The sequence below is a fragment of the Flavobacterium sp. 20NA77.7 genome, assembly GCF_031326205.1.
Lineage (GTDB): Bacteria > Bacteroidota > Bacteroidia > Flavobacteriales > Flavobacteriaceae > Flavobacterium > Flavobacterium nakdongensis.
The window spans coordinates 694,009-717,924 of record NZ_CP133721.1; the positions used below are offsets into that span (position 1 = coordinate 694,009).

Annotated in this window: 24 protein-coding genes; 18 read left to right on the forward strand and 6 right to left on the reverse strand. The window is 32.1% G+C overall.

Going from position 1 to position 23,916, the window contains the following annotated elements:
* From RF683_RS02935 to RF683_RS02950, 4 genes are all read left to right on the forward strand, one after another.
* Positions 1-954: an AAA family ATPase gene (locus tag RF683_RS02935; RefSeq protein WP_309532727.1), complete on the forward strand. Its 954-nt coding sequence runs from the start codon at positions 1-3 to the stop codon at positions 952-954.
* Between the two features lie 361 nt (positions 955-1,315).
* A complete protein-coding gene (locus RF683_RS02940) occupies positions 1,316-3,580 on the forward strand; it encodes an aconitate hydratase (protein ID WP_309532728.1) in 2,265 nt (754 codons plus the stop codon).
* 136 nt (positions 3,581-3,716) lie between these two features.
* The gene (locus RF683_RS02945; protein WP_309532729.1) at positions 3,717-5,177 is read left to right on the forward strand and encodes a LysM peptidoglycan-binding domain-containing protein; all 1,461 of its coding nucleotides are present in this window, start codon (positions 3,717-3,719) and stop codon (positions 5,175-5,177) included.
* A gap of 75 nt (positions 5,178-5,252) precedes the next feature.
* On the forward strand, positions 5,253-6,695 hold the full coding sequence (locus RF683_RS02950) for an APC family permease (protein ID WP_309532730.1): 1,443 nt from the start codon (positions 5,253-5,255) through the stop codon (positions 6,693-6,695).
* Positions 6,696-6,745: 50 nt separating this feature from the next.
* Here RF683_RS02950 and RF683_RS02955 read toward each other — a convergent pair whose 3' ends face one another.
* Positions 6,746-8,194 (reverse strand): glyceraldehyde-3-phosphate dehydrogenase, encoded by a 1,449-nt coding sequence (locus tag RF683_RS02955; RefSeq protein ID WP_309532731.1) that lies wholly within the window; start codon positions 8,192-8,194, stop codon positions 6,746-6,748.
* Positions 8,195-8,328: 134 nt separating this feature from the next.
* On the reverse strand, positions 8,329-9,708 hold the full coding sequence (locus RF683_RS02960) for a trypsin-like peptidase domain-containing protein (protein ID WP_309532732.1): 1,380 nt from the start codon (positions 9,706-9,708) through the stop codon (positions 8,329-8,331).
* 158 nt (positions 9,709-9,866) lie between these two features.
* Between RF683_RS02960 and dapF the strand changes: the two genes are divergently transcribed.
* On the forward strand, positions 9,867-10,646 hold the full coding sequence (dapF, locus tag RF683_RS02965) for a diaminopimelate epimerase (RefSeq protein ID WP_309532733.1): 780 nt from the start codon (positions 9,867-9,869) through the stop codon (positions 10,644-10,646).
* Between the two features lie 2 nt (positions 10,647-10,648).
* Here dapF and RF683_RS02970 read toward each other — a convergent pair whose 3' ends face one another.
* The 3 genes from RF683_RS02970 to RF683_RS02980 all read right to left on the reverse strand — a co-directional run bounded on the left by RF683_RS02970 (position 10,649) and on the right by RF683_RS02980 (position 13,846).
* Entirely contained in the window at positions 10,649-11,341 is a 693-nt protein-coding gene (locus tag RF683_RS02970; protein ID WP_309532734.1) for an ABC transporter ATP-binding protein, read from the reverse strand.
* A 53-nt stretch (positions 11,342-11,394) separates the two neighbouring features.
* The gene (locus RF683_RS02975; protein ID WP_309532735.1) at positions 11,395-11,910 is read right to left on the reverse strand and encodes a hypothetical protein; all 516 of its coding nucleotides are present in this window, start codon (positions 11,908-11,910) and stop codon (positions 11,395-11,397) included.
* Positions 11,911-11,974: 64 nt separating this feature from the next.
* Positions 11,975-13,846, reverse strand: coding sequence for an ABC-F family ATP-binding cassette domain-containing protein (locus RF683_RS02980; RefSeq protein ID WP_309532736.1), 1,872 nt, complete (start codon positions 13,844-13,846; stop codon positions 11,975-11,977).
* A 102-nt stretch (positions 13,847-13,948) separates the two neighbouring features.
* On the opposite strand from RF683_RS02980, the gene RF683_RS02985 reads away from it, so the two are divergent.
* The 13 genes from RF683_RS02985 to RF683_RS03045 all read left to right on the forward strand — a co-directional run bounded on the left by RF683_RS02985 (position 13,949) and on the right by RF683_RS03045 (position 22,276).
* A complete protein-coding gene (locus RF683_RS02985; protein ID WP_309532737.1) occupies positions 13,949-14,173 on the forward strand; it encodes a hypothetical protein in 225 nt (74 codons plus the stop codon).
* Positions 14,163-14,444 (forward strand): type II toxin-antitoxin system RelE/ParE family toxin, encoded by a 282-nt coding sequence (locus RF683_RS02990; protein ID WP_309532738.1) that lies wholly within the window; start codon positions 14,163-14,165, stop codon positions 14,442-14,444. Before RF683_RS02985 ends, RF683_RS02990 begins: the two co-directional genes overlap by 11 nt.
* 3 nt (positions 14,445-14,447) lie before the next feature.
* The gene (locus RF683_RS02995; protein WP_309532739.1) at positions 14,448-15,593 is read left to right on the forward strand and encodes a glycosyltransferase family 2 protein; all 1,146 of its coding nucleotides are present in this window, start codon (positions 14,448-14,450) and stop codon (positions 15,591-15,593) included.
* An 80-nt stretch (positions 15,594-15,673) separates the two neighbouring features.
* On the forward strand, positions 15,674-16,984 hold the full coding sequence (locus RF683_RS03000) for a dihydrolipoamide acetyltransferase family protein (protein ID WP_309532740.1): 1,311 nt from the start codon (positions 15,674-15,676) through the stop codon (positions 16,982-16,984).
* Positions 16,985-17,063: 79 nt separating this feature from the next.
* A complete protein-coding gene (locus tag RF683_RS03005) occupies positions 17,064-17,834 on the forward strand; it encodes a 3'-5' exonuclease (protein WP_309532741.1) in 771 nt (256 codons plus the stop codon).
* Positions 17,835-17,937: 103 nt separating this feature from the next.
* Positions 17,938-18,549, forward strand: a complete 612-nt coding sequence (locus RF683_RS03010) for a fumarylacetoacetate hydrolase family protein (RefSeq protein ID WP_309532742.1) — start codon at positions 17,938-17,940, stop codon at positions 18,547-18,549.
* Position 18,550: 1 nt separating this feature from the next.
* Positions 18,551-18,895 carry an Hpt domain-containing protein gene (locus tag RF683_RS03015; protein ID WP_309532743.1) on the forward strand — a complete coding sequence of 115 codons (345 nt, stop codon included), beginning with the start codon at positions 18,551-18,553 and terminating at the stop codon, positions 18,893-18,895.
* Positions 18,896-19,064: 169 nt separating this feature from the next.
* On the forward strand, positions 19,065-20,312 hold the full coding sequence (locus RF683_RS03020; protein ID WP_309532744.1) for a CinA family nicotinamide mononucleotide deamidase-related protein: 1,248 nt from the start codon (positions 19,065-19,067) through the stop codon (positions 20,310-20,312).
* A 79-nt stretch (positions 20,313-20,391) separates the two neighbouring features.
* The gene (gene rpmB, locus RF683_RS03025) at positions 20,392-20,628 is read left to right on the forward strand and encodes a 50S ribosomal protein L28 (protein ID WP_298656101.1); all 237 of its coding nucleotides are present in this window, start codon (positions 20,392-20,394) and stop codon (positions 20,626-20,628) included.
* A 27-nt stretch (positions 20,629-20,655) separates the two neighbouring features.
* Positions 20,656-20,838 carry a 50S ribosomal protein L33 gene (rpmG, locus tag RF683_RS03030; RefSeq protein WP_091466730.1) on the forward strand — a complete coding sequence of 61 codons (183 nt, stop codon included), beginning with the start codon at positions 20,656-20,658 and terminating at the stop codon, positions 20,836-20,838.
* A gap of 9 nt (positions 20,839-20,847) precedes the next feature.
* Positions 20,848-21,000 carry a DUF4295 domain-containing protein gene (locus tag RF683_RS03035; RefSeq protein ID WP_298656093.1) on the forward strand — a complete coding sequence of 51 codons (153 nt, stop codon included), beginning with the start codon at positions 20,848-20,850 and terminating at the stop codon, positions 20,998-21,000.
* A 92-nt stretch (positions 21,001-21,092) separates the two neighbouring features.
* A complete protein-coding gene (gene ftsY, locus RF683_RS03040; protein ID WP_298656089.1) occupies positions 21,093-22,046 on the forward strand; it encodes a signal recognition particle-docking protein FtsY in 954 nt (317 codons plus the stop codon).
* Positions 22,047-22,084: 38 nt separating this feature from the next.
* Complete coding sequence (locus RF683_RS03045) at positions 22,085-22,276, forward strand: hypothetical protein (protein WP_309532745.1); 192 nt, start codon at positions 22,085-22,087, stop codon at positions 22,274-22,276.
* A 69-nt stretch (positions 22,277-22,345) separates the two neighbouring features.
* Here the strand turns inward: RF683_RS03045 and rny are convergent, their stop codons facing one another.
* A complete protein-coding gene (gene rny, locus RF683_RS03050) occupies positions 22,346-23,905 on the reverse strand; it encodes a ribonuclease Y (RefSeq protein WP_298656083.1) in 1,560 nt (519 codons plus the stop codon).
* Positions 23,906-23,916: the final 11 nt, after the last annotated feature.

Sequence of the window (23,916 nt, forward strand, 5' to 3'; positions counted from 1 at the left end):
ATGTCTGACGTAGCCGCTTTAGAAAAATTAGTCCAAAAACAAAAGTTATTAAAACAAGAAATTGCAAAGATTATTGTAGGACAAGACGAAGTTGTTAATCAAATTGTTTTGAGTATTTTTTCAGGAGGTCATGCTTTACTCATTGGCGTTCCTGGATTAGCCAAAACATTAATGGTAAATACAATTTCACAAGCGTTAGGATTGCATTTTAAACGCATACAGTTTACACCAGATTTAATGCCTTCTGATATTTTAGGAAGTGAAATATTAGACGAAACACGAAATTTTAAGTTTATAAAAGGACCTGTTTTTGCAAATATTATTCTAGCAGATGAAATAAATCGTACGCCCCCAAAAACACAAGCCGCTTTATTAGAAGCCATGCAGGAAAAATCAGTTACTGTAGCAGGACATCATTATAAATTAGAGCTTCCATTTTTTGTATTGGCTACACAAAATCCAATTGAACAAGAAGGGACTTATCCGCTTCCAGAAGCGCAGTTAGACCGATTTATGTTTGCTGTAAAACTTGAATATCCTTCCTTTGAAGAAGAAGTTCAGGTAGTGAAAAGCACGACAACAGAACAGAAAGTAGAAGTATTACCCTTATTTACCGCCGAGGAAATAATTGAATACCAAAATTTAATTCGAAAAATACCCGTAACAGATCATGTCATTGAATACGCGGTAAGTTTGGTTGCAAAAACCCGCCCAACGAATCCTTTAGCTACAGATTTTGTAAAAAGTTATTTAGATTGGGGAGCGGGACCAAGAGCGTCTCAAAGTTTAATATTAGCTGCTAAGGCACATGCTGCTATGAATGGAAAATATTCACCTGATATTGAAGATGTTCGAGCAGTTGCAATAGGCGTATTAAGACACAGAATAGTGAAAAATTATAGAGCTGATGCTGAAGGAATTACTGAAGAAACAATCATAGAAAATTTATTTTAATAGTCTTTATTTTAAAAATAATTCTTAATCCTAATCAATCATCGTAAGATTTTAAGGTTGATTAGGATTTTTTTATTCTTTATTCCACTAAATCAATTGTTTAATGCGTCTTTGTTTTGCCGATTTAATAAAAACAACTCGTGTTTTTTTAGGAATTCGTATTTTAAAATAAAAAAATTAACAATTCTTAAATAAACAGGTAAATTAATCTTTTTTTTTGAATTAAATTTAGTGAAATAGAATAATTACAAATAATAATTTCTTTATAACGTAAATTCATTAAAAATTTTTTAATCTCAATCGAATTCGTTAAATTTGTACCACAAAAAATAAAAACAAACTATTTAAACCTATTTATATTATGGCTTTTGATATTGAAATGATTGAAAAAGTGTATGCAAATATGGCAACTCGTGTGGATAAAGCACGTGAGTTAGTGGGACGTCCACTTACACTTTCTGAAAAGATTTTATATGCTCATTTATGGGAAGGAACACCTTCTCAAGCATTTACAAGAGGAAAAGATTATGTTGATTTTGCTCCAGATAGAGTAGCTTGTCAAGATGCTACTGCTCAAATGGCATTATTACAGTTTATGCATGCTGGAAAGTCTAAAGTTGCCGTACCTACAACAGTTCATTGTGATCACTTAATCCAGGCAAAAGTTGGTGCAAAAACAGATTTACAAGTTGCTAATTCACAATCAAAAGAAGTGTTCGATTTCTTATCGTCTGTTTCAAATAAATATGGCATCGGTTTTTGGAAACCAGGTTCTGGAATTATTCACCAAATCGTTTTAGAAAATTATGCTTTCCCAGGAGGAATGATGATTGGTACAGATTCACACACTGTAAATGCAGGTGGTTTAGGTATGTTAGCGATTGGTGTTGGTGGTGCAGACGCAGTGGATGTAATGTCTGGAATGTCATGGGAATTAAAATTTCCGAAATTGATTGGTGTTAAATTAACTGGAAAATTAAGTGGCTGGACAGCTCCAAAAGACGTTATTCTTAAAGTAGCTGATATTTTAACTGTAAAAGGTGGTACAGGTGCTATTGTAGAATATTTTGGAGAAGGAGCTGAAGCGATGTCTTGTACAGGTAAAGGAACTATTTGTAATATGGGTGCAGAAATTGGTGCAACCACATCTACATTTGGTTATGATGATTCTATGAGAAGATATTTAGCAGCAACAGGTCGTCAAGATGTTGTGAATGCAGCCGATAAAGTAGCAACTTACTTAACGGCTGACGCTGAAGTATATGCTACACCTGAGAAATACTTTGATCAATTAATAGAAATTAATTTATCAGAATTAGAACCACATATTAACGGTCCATTTACGCCAGATAGAGGAACGCCAGTTTCTAAAATGAAAGCAGAAGCAGAAGCTAATGGATGGCCGTTAAAAGTAGAATGGGGATTAATAGGTTCTTGTACAAACTCTTCCTATGAAGATATGTCAAGAGCAGCTTCAATTGTTGAGCAAGCTGTAGCACATGGAATTACACCAAAAGCTGAGTTTGGAATTAATCCAGGTTCTGAACAAATACGCTATACTATTGAACGGGATGGTATTATTGCAACATTTGAAAAAATGGGTACAAAAGTATTTACAAATGCTTGTGGACCATGTATTGGACAATGGGATAGAGAAGGAGCTGATAAAGCAGAAAAAAACACTATTGTACATTCGTTTAACCGAAATTTCTCAAAAAGAGCAGATGGAAATCCAAATACACATGCCTTTGTAACATCGCCAGAAATGGTAGCTGCATTAGCAATTTCAGGACGTTTAGATTTTAATCCAATCACAGATACTTTGTTAAATGATAAAGGAGAAGAAGTGAAATTAGTAGCGCCAAATGGTGATGAATTACCAAAAAGAGGTTTTGATGTAGAAGATGCTGGTTTTCAAGCACCGGCTGCTGACGGATCTTCTGTTCAAGTTGTTGTTTCGCCTACTTCTGAACGATTACAATTATTAGATCCTTTCCAACCATGGGATGGTGAAAATATTACAGGTGCTAAATTGTTAATTAAAGCCTTCGGAAAATGTACTACTGACCATATTTCTATGGCAGGACCTTGGTTGCGTTTCCGTGGTCATTTGGATAATATTTCTAATAATATGTTAATTGGCGCTGAAAATGCCTTTACAAGTAAAACAAATTCAGTAAAAAATCAATTAACCAATGAATATGCAGAAGTTCCTGCTGTGGCAAGAGCCTATAAAGCAGCTGGAATTCCTTCAATCGTAGTGGGAGATCATAACTACGGAGAAGGTTCTTCACGCGAACATGCAGCAATGGAGCCACGTCATTTAGGAGTGAAAGCAGTTCTTGTGAAATCTTTTGCACGTATTCATGAAACCAACTTGAAGAAACAAGGAATGTTAGCCTTAACATTTGCTAACGAAGCAGATTACGATAAAATTCAAGAAAATGACACTATTAATTTCTTAGATTTGAAAGAATTTGCTCCTGGAAAACCACTGACATTAGAATTCGTTCATGCAGATGGAACAAAAGATGTTATTATGGCTAACCATTCATATAATGAAGGGCAAATTGGTTGGTTTGTTGCAGGTTCTGCATTAAACTTAATCGCTGCTGGAAAAGCATAATTAGTTGAAATAATTAGTAAAGGCGGTTAGGTGACTAACCGCCTTTTTTTATAATATAATGTTAAATCAACCTAACAATTCTTTGTAATTTTTTATCTTGCAAAGCCTTTACATAAATCTTCCTAATATACGCGATATGAGATTGAAGTACATTTTTATTTTTTTATTTTTTATTTGTAACTATTCATTTGCACAGCAAACCCTTAAACATAAAGTAGTTAAAGGAGAATCTGTTTATACGATAGCAAAAAAATATGATGTATTAGAATCTGAAATTTTAGCTTTAAATCCACAAGCAAAAGGGCTTTTACAACTTGATATGGAATTGCGAATTCCAAAAAAATCCAAAAAGAAGGAATTAGAAAAGAAAAAATTTGTTCCAAAAGGCCCTTCACATACGATAGCGCCAGGTGAATCCCTATCAACTATTGCAGATAAATATAACATTTCCATTGAAAAGCTTCGAGATGCAAATCCACATATTGTCAATGATCAAATTCAAATGGGCGAGTTATTGGCTTTGCCTAAAGGAATAAAAAAAGAAATTCCTAAAAAAGAAAGTAAAAAAGAGGAAAAAAAGGAAGTTAAAAAAGAAGAAAAAAAGCTACTTCAAAAACAAGATATAGCTACCACTAAGCATATTATTTTGTCTGGCGAATCTTTTTATGTTATTGCAAAAAAATATCAAATTTCAATAGATGAATTACGAACTGCCAATCCGCAAATAAGTAATGATAAGCTAAAAGTAGGTGATGAGTTAACTATTCCTAGTTCAAAAGAAGTTAAACCTAAAGAAATACTTCCAAAACAAAAACTGGAATCAAAAACGGTAGTGGTAAAAAATGACTCTAATACGACAACTGTAAAACCAGTAATGGAACCCATAAAGCAAAATCGAGTAATTGAAAATAAGTCTGAGGCCATTGTTAATTCTGTGGGACAGACAAGTGTTTATGAAGATTGCGAAATATTAATTACTACACATTTAGTAACTCCAAAAGAAACTAAATTTGGAATTTCAAAGAAATACGGTCTCACTGTAAAAGAATTAGATGCACTCAACCCTAGTATTACTAAATTGATACCAGGCGAAGTATTGATAATTAAAAAGAAACAATTATCTGAAATATTGCCTCCAAATCCAACTGATTCTGAAAATCTAACCATTATCACTCCCGTGAATTATATTCCAGTTCCGCCAATGGATGCTGCAGCAGAAGAAAAAGCGAATTACTTAATTGCAAAAGCTTCAGAATATATTGGAATTAGATATAGAAGTGGAGGAACAGATCCTAAAGGTTTCGATTGTTCTGGTTTTATGTTCTATATGTTCAATCATATTGAGATGAAATTACCACATTCTTCTCAAGATCAAGCTACATTAGGTGTAAGAATAGATCCTTCTCAGGCTCAGAAAGGGGATTTAATATTCTTTAAAACTACTAGACGTGGTATAGGTCACGTGGGAATGATTACTGAAATCAATGGTGATGAAATCAAATTTATACATTCCTCTACCAATAGTGGTATTGTCATTTCTTCTACTAAAGAAGGCTATTATGCCAAACGTTTTGTACAAATTAATAGAGTGCTTTAGGTTTTGTTTTTTCCTCTATTTTTAAAATTCTTATAATCTAAAAAATTACTATATTTAGCCATAAATAAAGTAAGTATGGAAAACCAACAGGAGTTTAAGAAAGAACTTAATTTGCTAAACGCAACTAGCATTGTTGCTGGGTCAATGATAGGTTCGGGAATTTTTATTGTAACTGCAGCTATGTCAAGAGATTTAGGATCTTCGGGCTGGTTATTGTTTGCGTGGTTACTGACAGGATTACTAACAATGTCTGCTGCTTTAAGTTATGGAGAATTAGCGGGTATGATGCCTAATGCAGGTGGACAATACGTTTACATTCAACGCGCCTATGGGAAATTAGTTTCTTTTCTGTATGGTTGGACCGTATTTACGGTAATTCAAACTGGTGTTATTGCAGCTGTTGCCGTTGCATTTGCTAATTATACATCCGTATTTATTCCTCAATTGGAAACAAAGTTAGTTACTATTAGCGATGCTTTTAGTATTTCATATAAGCAAGTCATGGCTATTGTGAGTATTATATTACTCACATATATCAATACAAACGGGGTTCAAAGTGGAAAAAAAGTACAATTATTATTTACAATTGCCAAACTTTTTGCCTTATTTGCTTTAATTGTTTTAGGATTATATGTTGGACTTCAAACAGATATTTTTTCGCAAAATTTTGCACATCCTTGGGACGCTTTTAAAACAGTAGTCAATGAGCAGGGCACTACAACAATCACAGAATTATCAGGATTAGCATTAGTAGGCGCAATTGGTGCTACAATAATTAATTCTTTGTTCTCAAGTGATGCATGGAATAATGTTACTTTTATTGCTGCGGAAATTAAAGACCCTAAACGAAATATACCAAGAAGTTTATTCTTAGGAACTTTAATAGTGACAGTTATTTATTTATTAGCTAATGTTGCTTATTTAGCATTGTTGCCCATGCAAGGAACTCCTGAAGGAATAGGAGTCTTAGAAAAAGGAATTATGTTTGCAAGTGAAGACAGGGTAGGGGCTGCAGCAGCTAATGTTATTTTAGGCAATGTGGGTGTTTTTGTAATGGCAGGTCTTATTATGATTTCAACATTTGGTTGTAATAGTGGATTAATATTAGCTGGTGGTCGATTGTTTTATGCGATGAGTAAAGATGGCTTATTTTTTAAACAAGCTAGTGAATTAAATAAAAATAATGTACCAGAAAAAGCATTATGGGTACAATGTATTTGGGCTGCGGTATTATGTTTGTCTGGAAAGTACGGTGATTTATTAACATACTCCACTTTTGCCTCTCTTTTGTTTTATATTTTAACCATTTATGGGATATTTATTTTAAGAAAGAAAGAGCCTCATGCAGAACGACCATATAAGGCTTTTGGTTACCCAATTATTCCTGCGTTATATATTTTTATAACCTCATTAATTTGTATTACTTTGTTAATTTATGACACAAAGAGTACTGGATTAGGCTTACTAATTGTATTGTTGGGAATACCTGTTTATTTTTGGTCACAACATAAAAAATAAAAAAAAGACCGATTTGTTTGAATCGGTCTTTTTACTTATGTATTTAACTATTAATAATAAGTATATCTTCTTACTTTAGCAATATACTTTGCTAAACGAATTACTTGATGACTATAACCATATTCATTATCGTACCAAATATACAATACAATATTTTTTCCGTCATTAGAAACTAACGTGGCATTGCTGTCATAAATTGAAGGTTGTGCTGTGCCAACAATATCTGATGAAACCAATTCATTGTTTAACGAATATTTAATTTGCTCTACTAATTCGCCTTCTAAAGCATATTTTTTCATAATAGCGTCAACTTCTTCGCGCGATGTTGTTTTGCCTACTTCAAGGTTTAGAACAACTAAAGAACCATTTGGTACAGGTACTCTAATAGCATTTGAAGTTAATTTGCCTGCTAAACTAGGTAAAGCTTTAGCAACAGCACTTCCTGCACCGGTTTCAGTGATAACCATATTCAATGCAGCAGAACGACCTCTACGGTATTTTTTATGCATGTTGTCTACTAAATTTTGGTCATTTGTATAAGCATGTATCGTTTCGATATGTCCTTTTACAACACCAAGAGTGTCTTCAACAGCTTTTAAAACAGGCGTAATTGCATTGGTTGTACATGACGCAGCAGAATAAATAAGAACTTCATCTGGGTTGTATTCTTCATGATTTACACCATACACAATATTTGGTACACCTTTTCCAGGAGCTGTTAATAAAACTTTTTCTACGCCTTTAGATGTTAAATGACGTTTTAGAGCTTCTTCGGTTGTAAATGCTCCTGTATTGTCAATTACTAATGCGTCTTGAATGCCATATTGTGTATAATCAATTTCTTCTGGTCCATTTGCAGTAATTATGTGAACGGTTGTTCCATTTATTAGTAGGGCTTGATTTTCAACATCAGCTTGAACGGAACCTTCAAAATCTCCATGAACAGAATCATAACGGAGCAATGAAGCGCGTTTTTCTAATAACACGGCATCATTTTTATCACGTGTAACAATAGCACGTAAACGCAATTGTTGGCCTTTACCAATTTTACTCATCATTTCACGAGCTAGTAAACGACCAATACGGCCAAAGCCATATAAAACTACATCTTTTGGTTTTATTTCAGATGTGTTTTTTGCATTTTTTAATTTGTCAATTACAAAAGCTCTAGCATCATTGTATTTATTGTCTTCTAAATGATATTCGTAAGTAAGTTTTCCAATATCAATTCGTGATGGAGGTAAATCCAGGTTTTCAATTGCTCTAGCAATTTCAACCGAATCAAAAATATTAATTGGTTTTTCAACAAAAGCAACGGCATATTCGTGTAAGTTGATGATGTCACTTACATTTCTGTCAATTAATTGATTTCTAAATAATACTAGTTCGATGGATTTGTCATACCATAAATCACTGATGATTCTAACAAATTCCACGCATGCTTTTCTTCTGTCTGCTTGAAAAGCGAGTTCTTTTTCGTAAATGGTGTTGTTGTTCATGAAAATGAGTGTTGTTTATTTGGTGCAAAAGTATAGATTTCAATCGTTTTCGTAAAGGATTTTTTTATTTTTTTTATAAAAAAAATATCCAATCGTAAAGACTGGATATTGACTTGTTTATATGGTATACAATTTTATAAAATGAAACGGTATACCCGTCCGTTTTTTCCAATTATTTCATATTGGGTTTTCTGTTTTTCTTCTTTTTTTGCTAAATAAGCAGATACAGTTTCCATATTAGTAGCCAAAATACCATCTACTCGTCTAACAATGGAACCTTTTAAATATTCTGCATATTCTTGAAACTCTTCATTAGTTACCACTTTTATTTTTATCCCACTTGTAATATTAAAAGTTCTTTTATCTTCTTCTGTTACATCTTCAAATTCAATACCGTTATATTCATATTGAATTAACTCTTTTTTAGTTAGTTTTACGGGGACAACTACTAATTTACCTTCTCGCATTAAAGACACTTTTATAACATCATTAGGTCTTTTTGTATTTACAATAGCACTTAATTCGGCATTGTTAGTTACTTTTTTGTCATCAAGTTTGATAATGATGTCACCTTTTGTAATTCCTGCTTTCTGCGCTCCCGAATTTTTATTTATTTTATTTACAAAAATACCTTCAGTTTCTTTTATGCCTAATTTTTTTGAAGCCTCCGCATTTAATTCGCTTCCATCTACTCCTAAAACACCACGTTGTACATTGCCAAATTGTACTAAATCTTCAATAATTTTTTTAGTGATATTTGAAGGAACAGCAAAAGAATATCCAGCATAACTTCCTGTTGGTGAAGAAATCATCGTGTTGATGCCAATTAGTTCACCTCGAGCATTTACAAGTGCGCCGCCACTATTACCAGGATTTACAGCTGCATCTGTTTGAATGAAGGATTGTATACTTGCTTTGTCTAAATTTCTGGCTTTTGCAGACACAATTCCCGCCGTTACTGTTGAATTTAAATTATATGGATTTCCAACAGCTAATACCCATTCGCCCACTTTAATTTGATCTGAATTTCCAAAAACAATAAAAGGTAGTTTTTCATCCGCATCAATTTTTAATAATGCAATATCCATTTTTGAATCAGTACCAATTAATTTTGCTTTATAGGCTTTATTATTATTTAAAGTTACTTCAAGCTCTTTAGCATCTTTTATAACGTGATTGTTAGTAACTATATAACCATCTTCAGATATAATAACTCCTGAACCTGTTCCAATTTGTTCATATTGTTGGGTATTGTTTCTACCATAAAAAAAGGATGACCAAGGATCTGTGTAAGTAATGACAGAAACATTTTTTACGTGAACGACACTATGTACCGCTTTTTCGGCAGCGACAGTAAAATCGACACCTTCGGGGGTTAGTCCAACAGGTAGGGCATAGTCAGGCGCGCTCGTAACAATAGATTTGTTTGATTTTTCAATAAATAACTTGTATCCACCTAAAGTGAAGGCGCCACTTAGCAATGAAACTAAAAAAAGACTTTTTACGTGTTGCATATTCATCATTTCTAATTATAGTTTGAGTTGTAAATTTAATAGGTTTTTTGTTTCGTTTTAATGCTTTAACGCATGGTTAACAATCTTTAACATCATTTTAATACTTCTTGCTGTTCATAAATTTGAAATTGTTTATTTTTGTTTTTCAAATATAAAAAATGCAAGTAACTTTTTATAAATACCAAGGAACAGGAAATGATTTTATTATTATAGATAATCGTCAGCTTGATTTTCCCAAAAATGATACCAAATTAATTGCTCGTCTTTGCGACCGACGTTTTGGCATAGGTGCTGATGGTCTTATGCTGTTAGAACAACATGAATCGTATGATTTTAGAATGATTTATTATAATGCTGATGGGAGTACAAGTACTATGTGTGGTAATGGAGGCCGTTGTTTAGTGGCATTTGCTAAAAAATTAGGGCTAGTTATTTCTGAGGCACATTTTGAAGCTTCTGACGGCTATCATTATGCTAAAATAAATGGTGACACTATTGCATTACAAATGATAGATGTTACTGAAATTAAGATGAATGATACCTATCAATTTGTATATACAGGTTCGCCACATCATGTAGAATTGGTAACAAATTTGAATGATTATGATGTAAAAATGTGCGGCGCAAAAATTAGATACTCAGATTTATATGGTGCTTCTGGTAGTAATGTTAATTTTGTAGAACAAGAAAATGAAAATACATTCAAAGTGCGAACATATGAGCGTGGTGTAGAAGACGAAACCTTATCTTGTGGAACAGGAGTTACTGCCGTGGCAATTGCTATGCATCAATTGCGTAAAACTTTATCAACTAGTATTGATCTACTAGTGCCTGGTGGAAAATTACAAGTGCGTTTTTCAAAGGAAGGACAACACTATAAAAATATTTTTTTAATTGGCCCTGCTGAATTCGTTTTTGAAGGAAATATAAAACTATAGAATTATTTGTTTTTCACTTCATCTTTTTCAATAATTCCATCTTTAACGCGAATAATTCGGTGTGCATGAGCTGCAATGTCTTCTTCGTGAGTTACAAGAATTACCGTATTTCCATTCGCATGAATTTCATTGAAAAGATTCATAATTTCAACCGATGTTTTACTGTCTAAATTACCCGTAGGTTCATCGGCCAAAATGATAGAAGGTTTATTTACCAATGCTCTAGCAACGGCTACACGTTGACGTTGTCCTCCTGATAATTGATTAGGTTTGTGGTCCATTCTATCAGCTAAACCTACTTGTGTTAAAACTTCAGTAGCTCTTTTATTCCTGTCTTCTTTAGAATACCCTGCGTATACCATTGGAAGCGCTACATTCTCTAAAGCAGTTGTTCTTGGCATTAAATTAAAAGTTTGAAAAACAAATCCTATTTCTTTATTTCTAATTTCGGCTAATTCATCGTCGTGCATTTCACTAACAACTTTGCCATTTAAAATATAAGATCCAGCTGTTGGCGTGTCTAAACAACCTAAAATATTCATCAACGTTGATTTTCCAGATCCCGAAGGCCCCATTAGTGCAACATATTCACCTTTGTTTATGACTAAATCAATTCCTTTTAATACATAAACTGTTTCACTACCTAAGGGGAAATTTCGAGTAATTCCTTTAATTTCAATGATTGGTTGAGCCATAACTTTACTATTCTAGTACTAAATAAGTACATTAATATATTAAATTGTTACACTTAAATGCGTATTTTTTTTGTAAAAAGTGAAAATAATGAAGGTTTTGTTTTCAAAATGAAGTGTTCTTTTTTCTGTTCTTTACGAATAAATAGTAGTCCTAAATTAAAAGTTTCTATACTAACGGTAATACGATGGTCTGTGTGAAATTTTTTCCAAACTGCTTTGTTTTTTTTTGTTTGGTGAATATTTTCTATGAAAATACATGTTTCATTTGTACAAAGTGGTATTATTTTTTCAATTGAAAAATTTTTTAAAGAATCACCCGATACAATTAAACCATCTACTGTTGTTTTTAATTCTTGTTGGGCATCAAAACGCACACAATTCTTTAAATTTAAATAGTGTATTGTTTTTAAAATGAGTTTGTTAGTTGAAGGATAATTTGAATTTTCAAGGGGAAAGTTGGAAACATAAAAACATTTGGTTACTAAATCAAACACAAAAGGCGAATGCACTCCATGTTCGTTTTTGGAATGTAAGATGAATTTAAGGTATGATTTAATAATATGTTGCATAGTTTCACGCAAAGTCGCGAAGGCGCAATTTTTCTTGGTATCTTTGTGCCTTTCCGAGCTAAAATTATTCCATTTTACTTGATAAATCAAACCAACGTTCCTCTTTTTCTTCTAAAGATTGAATGATTTTTTGTAATTCGTTTGCTTTGGCTTCAATCTTATCATCAGAAACTTTTCCTTCGGAAAATTCTTGTTCAATTTGTTTTTTTTGATACTCTAAATCTTTAATTTCTTTTTCAATTTTTTGAAATTCTTTTTGCTCGTTAAAAGTTAAACCCGCTTTTGTTTGTTTTTCTTTCCAATTTGATTTTTCGGTACTAACCGATTGTAAAGCTTTCGGTTCAGCAGAATCCTCATACGCTCTAAAATCAGAATAGTTGCCCGGGAAATCTTCAATTTCGCCTTCTCCTCTAAATACAAATAAGTGATCCACAATTTTATCCATAAAATAGCGATCATGACTTACCACAACTAAACATCCGGGATAATCTAATAAAAAACTTTCCAATACATTCAAAGTTACAATGTCTAAATCATTTGTAGGTTCATCCAAAATTAAGAAATTTGGATTTTGTATTAAAACGGTACATAAATACAAACGTTTCAATTCCCCACCACTTAATTTTTCAACAAAATCGTATTGCTTTTTGGCATCAAATAGAAAGCGCTCTAACAATTGCGAAGCCGATATAATTTTTCCTTTTGTCAACGGAATATATTCGCCATATTCTTTGATAATATCGATTACTTTTTGTCCCGGTTTCGGATTGATGCCGCTTTGTGTATAATAGCCAATTTTAATGGTATCACCAATAATTACTTTGCCAGAATCAGGCTGTAAGGTTTGAGTTAAAATGTTTAAAAAAGTAGATTTTCCTGTACCATTTTTTCCGATAATTCCAATGCGTTCGCCTCGTTGAAAGGAATAAGAAAAATCTTTTAAAATGGTTTTTCCTGAAGTTTCTGGATGAAAGCTTTTGCTCAATTTTACCATTTCAATCACTTTACTGCCCATTCGTTCCATATTGATTTCGAGTTCCACTACATTTTCTTTTCTACGACTTTCGGCTTTTTCTTTAATTACATAAAAATCATCCTGACGTGATTTTGATTTGGTAGTTCTTGCTTTGGGTTGGCGACGCATCCATGCCAATTCTTTTACAAATAAATTTTGCGCTTTGTCGATACTCGCATTTTCAGAAGCAATTCGCTCCTCTTTCTTTTGTAAATAATAGGAGTAATTTCCTTTGTATTGGTATATTTTTCCATTGTCTAACTCTATGATTTCGTTACAAACACGTTCTAAAAAGAAACGGTCGTGCGTCACCATAAACAACGTAATATTTTCTTTGGCAAAATAATCTTCTAACCATTCAATCATCTCTAAATCTAAGTGATTTGTTGGCTCGTCTAAAATTAATAAATCAGGTTTACTAATTAAAATAATGGCTAATGACAAACGTTTTTTTTGCCCACCAGACATGTTGTTGACTTTCATTTTCAAGTCTTCCAACTTTAGTTTGTATAAAATTTGCTTGAATTGTGTTTCAAAATCCCAAGCATTATGACGATCCATATCATCAAAAGCCTTTTGATAAGCTTCTTCATCGTTTGGATTTTCTAAAGCTTTTTCATAGCGTTCTATTATTTTTAAAACTTCATTATCACTCGCAAAAATAGATTCTTCAATAGTTAATTCGTCTTGCAAATTATTGTTTTGTGATAAAAAAGCCATTTTAATTTCTTTTCTAATCACAACTTGCCCCGTGTCAGGTTCATCAAAACCATTTATTATGTTCATAATGGTTGTTTTTCCTGAACCGTTTTTTGCAATAAAAGCTATTTTTTGATCTTTATTAATTCCAAACGAAACGTTGTCAAACAACACGCGTTCGCCATAAGATTTAGAGATATTTTCGACTGATAAGTAATTCATTCTTTTAATTTAGAATTCTGAAATTAGAATTTAGAACTGCAAAAATAGTTTATTGTATTTAAAGATTATAGATTATTTCTTAACTTTGTGAAAATGCATTTTATGACTTCCAAAAAGAAAAATAGAATAGAAGAACCAACAGAGGCTTATGAAGTAACCCCGAAAAGTCAGGTTTTTACTGGTAATGATGCTTGGGACCAATTGCCAGAACAGGTTCAAAAAGCAATTGAATTGGGTGTTAAACAAGCCGATGAAGGTCATATTTTTACTCATGAAGAAGTTATGTCTAATTTGAAAAAGAAATATCCTTTTTTGAATGGAATATAAGATTGTTTGGGTTCCTTTAGCTGTTGAAACTTATATGAAAGAAATTGATTTTATATTTTTAAAATGGAATCAAAAAGAAGTTGATGATTTTGTCATGTTAGTTGATGAAAATTTAAAAAGATTATCAATTAACCCTTTAATTGGTCAAACTCACAAGAACGTTTACAAATTAGTTATTTCCAAACAAACATCTTTATTTTATAGAATTATTGAGAAGGAGAAAAAAGTTGAATTAGTGTATTTTTGGAACAACAAAAAAGATTCTCAATAAATAATGCAACTATCCGTAATCATACTCAATTACAATGTGCGCTATTTTTTAGAGCAATGCATTCTTAGTGTTCAAAAAGCATTGGAAGGTATTGATGGAGAAATTATTGTGGTTGATAATGCGTCATCAGATGACAGTTGCGAAATGATGAAAACCAAATTTCCTCACATCAAACGTATTGAAAATACAACAAATTTAGGTTTTCCAAAAGGAAATAATATCGGAGTTGTACAAGCCAAAGGTGAATACATTTGCATTTTGAATCCAGATACCGTTCTTGCGGAAGATACGTTTTCAAAAATTTTTAACTCCCAATTCGTAACTCATAATTCGCAACTCGGAATAATAGGTTGCAAACTTATAGATGGCTCAGGAAATTTTCTTCCCGAAAGTAAACGTGGCGTTCCAACTCCTTGGGTGGCATTTACAAAAATTTTTGGATTGTATAAATTATTCCCAAATTCATCTTGGTTTAATTCATATTATGCGCAACATTTGTCTGAAAACGAATCTGGAGAAGTGTCTATTTTGGTTGGTGCTTTTATGGTAATGAAACGAGAAGTATATGTCAGTCTTGGTGGTTTTGACGAAAATTGCTTTATGTATTCAGATGATATTGATTTGAGTTATTTAGCCATTAAATCAGGCAAAAAAAATTATTATTTTGCAGATACTACTATTATACATTACAAGGGAGAAAGTACAATTCGAGACGGAATGTACATGAAACGTTTCCGTGAAGCCATGCAGTTTTTCTATAAAAAACATTTTAAAAAATCATTGTTTTTTGATGTTATGATGAAAATAGGAACGGTGTTATTTAGTTTTTTTAAAAAAAATCAGCAACAAAATGAAAAAAGAAAAATTGACGAATATGTTGTTTTTTCTAGCCAACCTCATTTAAATATATTAAATGTAGAAAATGATAAAGTGATTTATAAAACTGATTTTAAGCAATTTAAAAATGACATAACAAAGAAAATTGAAGTTGTTTTTGATGTTTCATCGTATGATTTTAAATCAATTATTCATTTTATGGAGACAAATAACTTTAGGAATATCAGTTTTAAAAATTATTTTTCAGGATCTAATTATATGATAGGAAGTTTAAATTCCAACGACAAGGGAGAAGTAAAAAAAATAAAATAAATTATCATATTCTTAAAAAAAATGATAATAATTAGTATTTTTGCAATCAAATTTAAAGAACACAACGTTACGTTAAAAATATGGCAAGATTTGAATTGAAACTTCCAAAAATGGGAGAAAGTGTTGCAGAAGCAACCATTACAAATTGGTTAAAAAAAGTGGGCGAAACTATTGAAATGGATGAAGCAGTATTAGAAATTGCTACAGATAAAGTGGATAGCGAAGTGCCATCAGAAGTAGCCGGAACACTTGTCGAGATTTTATTCAATGTGGATGATGTTGTTCAAGTAGGACAAACTATTGCTATTATAGAAACAGAAGGAGTTGCTGTAGCTGCAACTGCAGAAGTTAAAGCAGAAGCTCCAGTTGCTATTGATGAAGTTGTGAAAACAGTGAATCCCGAAGCTTCGGGAGCTATTGAAACTGTAAGTCCAGCAGATTTTTCAGGTTCAGACAAATTCTTTTCGCCTTTAGTTAAAAACATAGCTAAACAAGAAGGAATTTCTTTAGCGGAATTAGAATCTATTGCTGGTTCGGGTAAAGATGGACGCATAAATAAAGAAGATTTATTAAATTATATTAAAAATAGAGGAAGTCGAACTAGTGTTCAGCCTATATTGGAAACAAAAACAATTTCAAACTTGAAACCTGAAACTTCAACAGCTCCAATATCTTTGAATGGCGGTGACGAGATTGTAGAAATGGACAGAATGCGTAAGTTGATTTCGGGTTATATGGTGGCTTCCATACAAACTTCAGCTCACGTTCAGTCGTTTATTGAAGTTGATGTTACTAACATTGTAAAATGGAGAGATAAAGTTAAAAACGCTTTCGAAAAGAGAGAAGGCGAGAAGTTAACTTTTACGCCAATTTTCATGGAAGCAGTTGCTAAAGCGTTAAAAGATTTTCCAGGAATGAATATTTCTGTTGATGGTGAGTTTATCATTAAGCGTAAAAATATTAATTTAGGAATGGCAGCAGCGTTACCAAACGGAAATTTAATTGTTCCTGTAATTAAAAATGCAGATCAGTTAAATTTAGTAGGAATGGCTAAAGCCGTAAATGATTTAGGAAATCGTGCAAAAGCGGGAAAACTAAAACCAGACGATACACAAGGCGGAACTTATACAGTAACGAATGTGGGGACTTTTGGCTCTGTATTTGGTACACCAATTATCAATCAACCCCAAGTAGGTATTTTAGCTTTAGGCGCTATCAGAAAAGTACCAGCGGTTATTGAAACTCCAGAAGGTGATTTTATCGGAATTCGTCAAAAAATGTTTTTATCACATTCTTATGATCATCGCGTTGTTGATGGAGCTTTAGGTGGTAGTTTTGTTAAACGTGTAGCCGAATATTTAGAAGCTTTTGATGTGAATAGAGATTTTTAAGAAAAAATAATAAATTAGTAAACCCGATAGTTTTTGTAAGCTATCGGGTTTTCTTATATTTGTCATTTATAAAATCACTATGGAATTAAAATTAAATCGTCCAATTTGTTTTTTTGATCTAGAAACAACAGGAATTGATGTAGGTAAAGACCGAATTGTAGAAATCGCTATTTTTAAGGTGTATCCAAACGGAACCAAAGAAAGCAAAACATGGTTAGTAAATCCTACGATACCTATTCCCGCACAAGCTACAGCTGTACACGGAATTTCTAATGAAAAAGTAGCAAATGAACCAACTTTTGCAGCGTTAGCTTCCCAAATATACAATATGATTAAAGATTCAGATTTGGCCGGATTTAATTCAGATCGTTTTGATATTCCGTTATTGGCAGAAGAAATGCTTCGTGCAGGAGTTGATTTTGATATGAAAAATCGCGTTTCTGTTGATGTACAAACTATTTTTCATAAAAAAGAAGAACGTACTTTGTCTGCCGCATTAAAATTTTATTGTGGTAAAACTTTAGAGAATGCCCACTCTGCAGAAGCGGACACAATGGCAACTTATGAAATTTTATTGGGACAATTGGAAAGATATCCTGATTTACAAAATGATATGAAAGTTTTATCTGAATTTACCACTCGAAAAAAATCTGTAGATTTTGCAGGTATGATTGTAATGAATGATAAAGGTCAAGAAATGTTTAGCTTTGGAAAATATAAAAATGTTTTAGTAGACGAGGTTTTTGATAAAGATCCAGGCTATTTCGGTTGGATTCAAAATGCCGATTTTCCGCTTTATACTAAAAAAGTATTAACAGGTTTGAAATTAAGAAGATTAAATACAAAATAGCGACTTCGAGAACCTCAGTTGCCATTTGGTTGGCTCAAGTTTTCTAAGTTAAGGGTTAGCTGAGGCTCTTGAAGCAAACTAAAAACAGAGATAAATTATACATATGAAAATCATTTGCATCGGAAGAAATTACGCAGATCATATTTCTGAATTAAATAACGAAAGACCTTCGGAGCCTGTTATATTTATGAAACCTGATACGGCTATTTTACCCAAACAGACGCCATTTGTTATACCAGCATTTAGTAATGATGTGCATCATGAAGTAGAGATTTTGGTAAAAATAGCTAAAGTAGGTAAATATATTGATGAAAAATTTGCACATAAATATTATGAAGAAATCGGTTTAGGAATTGATTTTACAGCACGTGATGTACAAACTAACTTAAAAGAAAAAGGTTTGCCTTGGGAAAAAGCTAAAGCATTTGACCATTCAGCGATTATTGGTGACTTTTTGCCGAAAAAAGAGTTACCTTCTTTAGAAAATATTAATTTTGAATTGAGAAATAACAAACAAATTGTCCAAGAAGGGAATAGTTCTTTAATGTTGTGGAAAATAGATGAATTAATTGCCTATGTTTCACAATATTTTACTTTAAAAAAAGGAGATATTATTTTTACGGGTACCCCAAAAGGTGTTGCCAAAGTTCAAGAAAAAGATGTCTTAGAAGGATTTTTAGAGGGCAAGCAAGTATTTAAAATTCAAGTGAAATAATATGGCCTTACAGTACAATCTTTCAAAGGTGTATGAAATATCAGAAAACGATAAAGAATTTGCATTACAAATATTGTCATTGTTTTTGCAAGAAGTTCCTGTTGAAATCAAGATAATAAAAGAAGCTATTGAAGACAAGCAATATGATAAAAGTTATGCCGCTGCTCATAAAATCAAACCTACTCTAGACTTATTAGGCATGGATTTGGCTTATGAAGATAATTTACTAATTATGAATTGGTCTAAAGAAGCGGGTAAAAGAAAAGAAATAAAAGATGTTTATAAATCTTTAAAAGAAAAGATTGATGCTGCTGTATTAGAAATAAAAAAAGATTTTAAGTTATAATTTAATAGATAAAAATGATTGAAATAAAACATGGTTAACGGCCATGTTTTTTATTTTTACAAAAATATGCCATATGAAATCGCCATTAACAAAAAGTTTGAGCAAGCAAGCACAGATAAATAAAAAGGCGATAACATATATGGCCTCTTACAAATAAAATTAAACATATATGAAAGCTAGCATAATAACAATAGGAGATGAAATATTAATAGGTCAAATTGTAGATACAAATTCGGCTTATATTGCTAAATCGCTAGATAAGATAGGAATTGCAACACATGAAATGGTGTCTATTTCTGATGAGAAAGATCATATTTTGCAAACGTTATATGGGCTACAAAATAAAGTCGATGTTGTTATAATTACTGGAGGCTTAGGTCCAACCAAAGATGATATTACAAAAAAAACATTTTGTGATTATTTTGATGATGTTTTAGTTGAAAATGATGCTGTTCTAGTGCATGTCAAAGATATGATAGAACGAATTTTTAACAGACCTTTGACGCAATTAAATAAAGATCAAGCCCTCGTTCCATCAAAGTGTAAGGTGCTTTTTAATGCGGTTGGTACAGCACCAGGAATGTTGATGGAGCAAGATAAAACTGTTTTTATTTCATTACCAGGCGTACCTTATGAAATGAAATATTTGATGGAAAATGAAGTGATTCCCTACTTAGTAAATAAGTTCAAAAGACCATTTATTGTGCATCAAACGATTATGACTTATGGAAGAGGAGAAAGTTTGTTAGCTGAACAAATAGAATCTTGGGAAACCAATTTACCAACGTTTATTAAATTGGCTTATTTGCCCAGTCCTGGTAGGGTAAGATTACGATTAACGGCAAGAGGAAATGATGAGTTGAAATTAAAAGAAGCTATACAAAAAGAAATTGAAAAATTAGATGATTTAATAGGAGATTGTATTGTAGGGTATGATGAAACGGAATCTATAGAAGTTGTAGTTGGTAAAAAGTTAAAAGAATTTGGACAGTCTATTGCAACAGCAGAAAGTTGTACTGGAGGAAAAATAGCCCAACAATTGACGTCAGTAGCTGGTGCTTCGGCTTATTTTAAAGGTGCTATAGTAGCGTATGAAACCAAAATGAAAGAACAGTTACTACAAGTAAATCATAAGACTATTACAGATTTTTCAGTAGTTAGTGCAGAAGTAGCTTCAGAAATGGCTGTAAATTGTAAAGAACTCATGCAATCTGATTTTGCTATAGCTACAACAGGAAATGCAGGCCCACTACAAGGCGATTCTAAAGCAAAAATTGGAACAGTATTCATAGCGATTGCCACACCTAGTAAAGTTTTTGTGGAGGAATTTGATTTTGGTCAACCCCGCGAAAAGGTTATAGATAGGGCGGTTAGCAAAGCTTTGGAAATGCTTTATAAAGAAATTTCTAAAAACTAGTAAAAAATAGTTGTATAGTATTATAAAAATTTGTTTCTTTGCACCCTGATTTTGAATAACGATAAAAAGTTTTGTAATAATGTCAAGAGTTTGTGAACTTACAGGTAAAAGAGCGATGGTTGGGAACAACGTATCGCATGCTATGAATAAAACAAAGAGAAAATTCTCTGTTAATTTAGTAAAAAAACGTTTTTACATAGCTGAAGAAGATAGATGGATAACATTGAAAATTTCTACAGCTGCATTAAAAACAATTAACAAAAATGGTATTGCTGCGGTTTTGAAACAAGCTAAAGCAAACGGATTTGTAAAATAATCTGTTAATCATTAAAAAATAATCAAGATGGCAAAGAAAGGTAATAGAATTCAAGTTATTTTAGAGTGTACAGAGCATAAAGAATCTGGTATGCCAGGAACTTCTCGTTATATCACTACTAAAAACAAAAAAAATACACCAGATAGAATGGAAATTAAAAAATTCAATCCTATCTTAAAAAGAGTAACTGTTCACAAAGAAATTAAATAATTATTAGTCATGGCAAAGAAAACCGTAGCAACTTTACAGACATCTTCTAAAAGATTAACAAAAGCTATTAAAATGGTTAAGTCTCCAAAGTCTGGTGCTTATACGTTTGTTGAAGCAGTTATGAATCCAGAAGAAGTAGATGAGTTCTTAAAAAAGAAATAATCTTAAAATAAAGATATTTAAAAAGCTATTTTCTCATGAAAATAGCTTTTTTTATTTATTTTTGTTTTTCATAATAAAGCAGAGAAAAAAATATGAATTTTTTTAAAAAAATATTTTCATCTGAAAAAAAAGAAACCTTAGATAAAGGATTGGAAATTACTAAAACCACTTTCTTTTCTAAATTAACTAAGGCGGTAGCTGGAAAATCTAAAGTTGATGATGAAGTTTTAGATAATCTAGAAGAGGTTCTTATTTCTTCAGATGTAGGAGTAGCTACTACATTAAAAATCATCGAAAGAATTGAAAAGCGAGTGGCTCAAGATAAATATTTGGGTACAGAAGAACTAAATGAAATACTAAGAGAAGAGATCGCTTCTTTATTAGCAGAAACTAATACTGGAAATGACTCTGAATTTATTGTGCCGTCAACTACTAAACCGTATGTGATTATGGTTGTAGGTGTAAATGGAGTGGGTAAGACCACCACGATTGGTAAATTAGCGCATCAATTTAAAAATGCAGGTTATAAGGTTGTATTAGGTGCCGCTGACACATTTAGAGCGGCTGCTATAGATCAATTACAAATTTGGGCAGATAGAGTAGGCGTGCCTATTGTAAAACAACAAATGGGAAGTGATCCTGCATCTGTTGCTTTTGATACATTACAATCAGCTGTTTCTCAAAATGCTGATGTAGTTATTATTGATACGGCAGGAAGGTTGCATAATAAATTAGGTTTAATGAATGAATTGTCTAAAGTAAAACGAGTAATGCAAAAAGTTGTGGAAGACGCACCACATGACGTATTATTAGTTTTAGATGGTTCAACTGGACAGAATGCATTTGAACAAGCAAAACAATTCACTGCTGCTACAGAAGTTACTAGTTTGGCTGTTACAAAATTAGATGGTACAGCTAAAGGAGGAGTAGTTATTGGAATATCAGATCAATTTCAGGTTCCAGTAAAATATATTGGAGTAGGAGAAGGGATAAAAGATTTACAAGTATTTAATAAATTTGAATTTGTTGATTCATTTTTTAACTAACCATATAATAGTATTATACAATGAATTTTTTTAAAAATATGACAAACTCAAAACTGTTAATAATAGGAATTATAGCTGCTTTATTAGCTTTTCCTTTTGATTTAGATTTTTTGAGATTTATGAAAAGTGAAAATATCTTTTTAGGGTTACGTTTAATTTCTTTTGTATTAATTTACTACGTAATCATTAAAGTAATTGAAAATAAAATTAAACCAAAGGCAAAAAAATAAATTTAATTTTACATATAAAAAAAACCAGATGATTCATCTGGTTTTTTTGTTTTATTTAATAACTCTTTTTTACTTGGCAATATTTACTACACGCGTTTCTCTAATTACTGTAACTTTAACTTGACCTGGATAAGTCATTTCGGTTTGAATTTTGTGTGAAATATCAAAAGAAAGGCTCGCTGCCATTTCATCGCTTACTTTTTCACTTTCTACAAGGACACGTAGTTCTCTACCAGCTTGAATAGCATACGCATTTTTCACTCCTTGGAACCCATAAGCAATTTCTTCTAAGTCTTTTAAACGTTGTATGTAAGAATCTAAGACCTGTCTTCTTGCGCCTGGTCTTGCTCCAGAGATAGCATCACAAACTTGAATAATAGGAGAAATTAAATATTTCATTTCAATTTCGTCGTGGTGAGCTCCAATAGCGTTACATACTTCTTCTTTTTCACCATATTTTTCTGCCCATTGCATCCCTAAAATAGCATGTGGTAATTCACTTTCTGTTTCAGGCACTTTACCAATATCGTGTAATAAACCTGCTCTCTTTGCAAGTTTTACATTTAAGCCTAGTTCAGCGGCCATTAAACCACAAAGTTTAGCCACTTCTCTTGAGTGTTGAAGTAAGTTTTGACCATAAGAAGAACGGTACTTCATTCTTCCTACTATTTTTATTAATTCAGGGTGTAATCCGTGAATTCCTAAATCAATAACGGTTCGTTTACCTACTTCTATAATTTCTTCTTCAATTTGTTTTTGCGTTTTAGCAACAACTTCTTCAATTCGCGCTGGGTGAATACGTCCATCGGTTACTAATTTATGAAGTGCTAAACGAGCAATTTCTCTTCTAACTGGATCAAAACAAGAAAGAATAATAGCTTCAGGAGTATCATCAACAATAATTTCTACACCTGTGGCTGCTTCTAAAGCTCTAATGTTTCTACCTTCTCTACCAATAATTCTCCCTTTTACATCGTCAGATTCTATATTGAATACAGAAACACAATTTTCTATTGCCTCTTCTGTTCCTACACGTTGAATCGTATTAATGATAATTTTTTTGGCTTCTTGTTGTGCAGTAAGTTTGGCTTCTTCAATAGTTTCTTGAATATGAGCCATTGCTTCTGTTTTAGCTTCCGCTTTTAAGCTTTCAATAAGTTGATTTTTTGCATCTTCAGCCGATAAACCAGAGATAGTCTCTAATTGCTCTACTTGACTTTTATGTAATTTTTCAACTTCTTGTGTTTTCTTTTCGTAGAATTCAACTTTAGTGTTATATTCTTCAATTTTTTCTTCTAAATCGTCATTGACTTTTTTAGTTTTTGCCAATTCATTGGAAATTTGAGACTCTTTGTCTCTTGTTCTCTTTTCTGCTTCTGCAATACGTTTGTCTTTAGCTAAAATCTCTTTTTCATGTTCAGATTTTAGTTCTAAAAATTTTTCTTTTGCCTGAAGCAATTTGTCTTTTTTAATTGTTTCTGCCTCTGTTTTGGCATCTTTTAATATAGAAGCGGCCTCTTTTTTTGCATTTTTTATTAAATTTGAGACATTGCTTTTTTCTAAAAATTTAGCAACTCCAAATCCACCTGCAATTCCGGCGACGATACATAAAATAATTGTTAGTGTCATAATTTAATTGT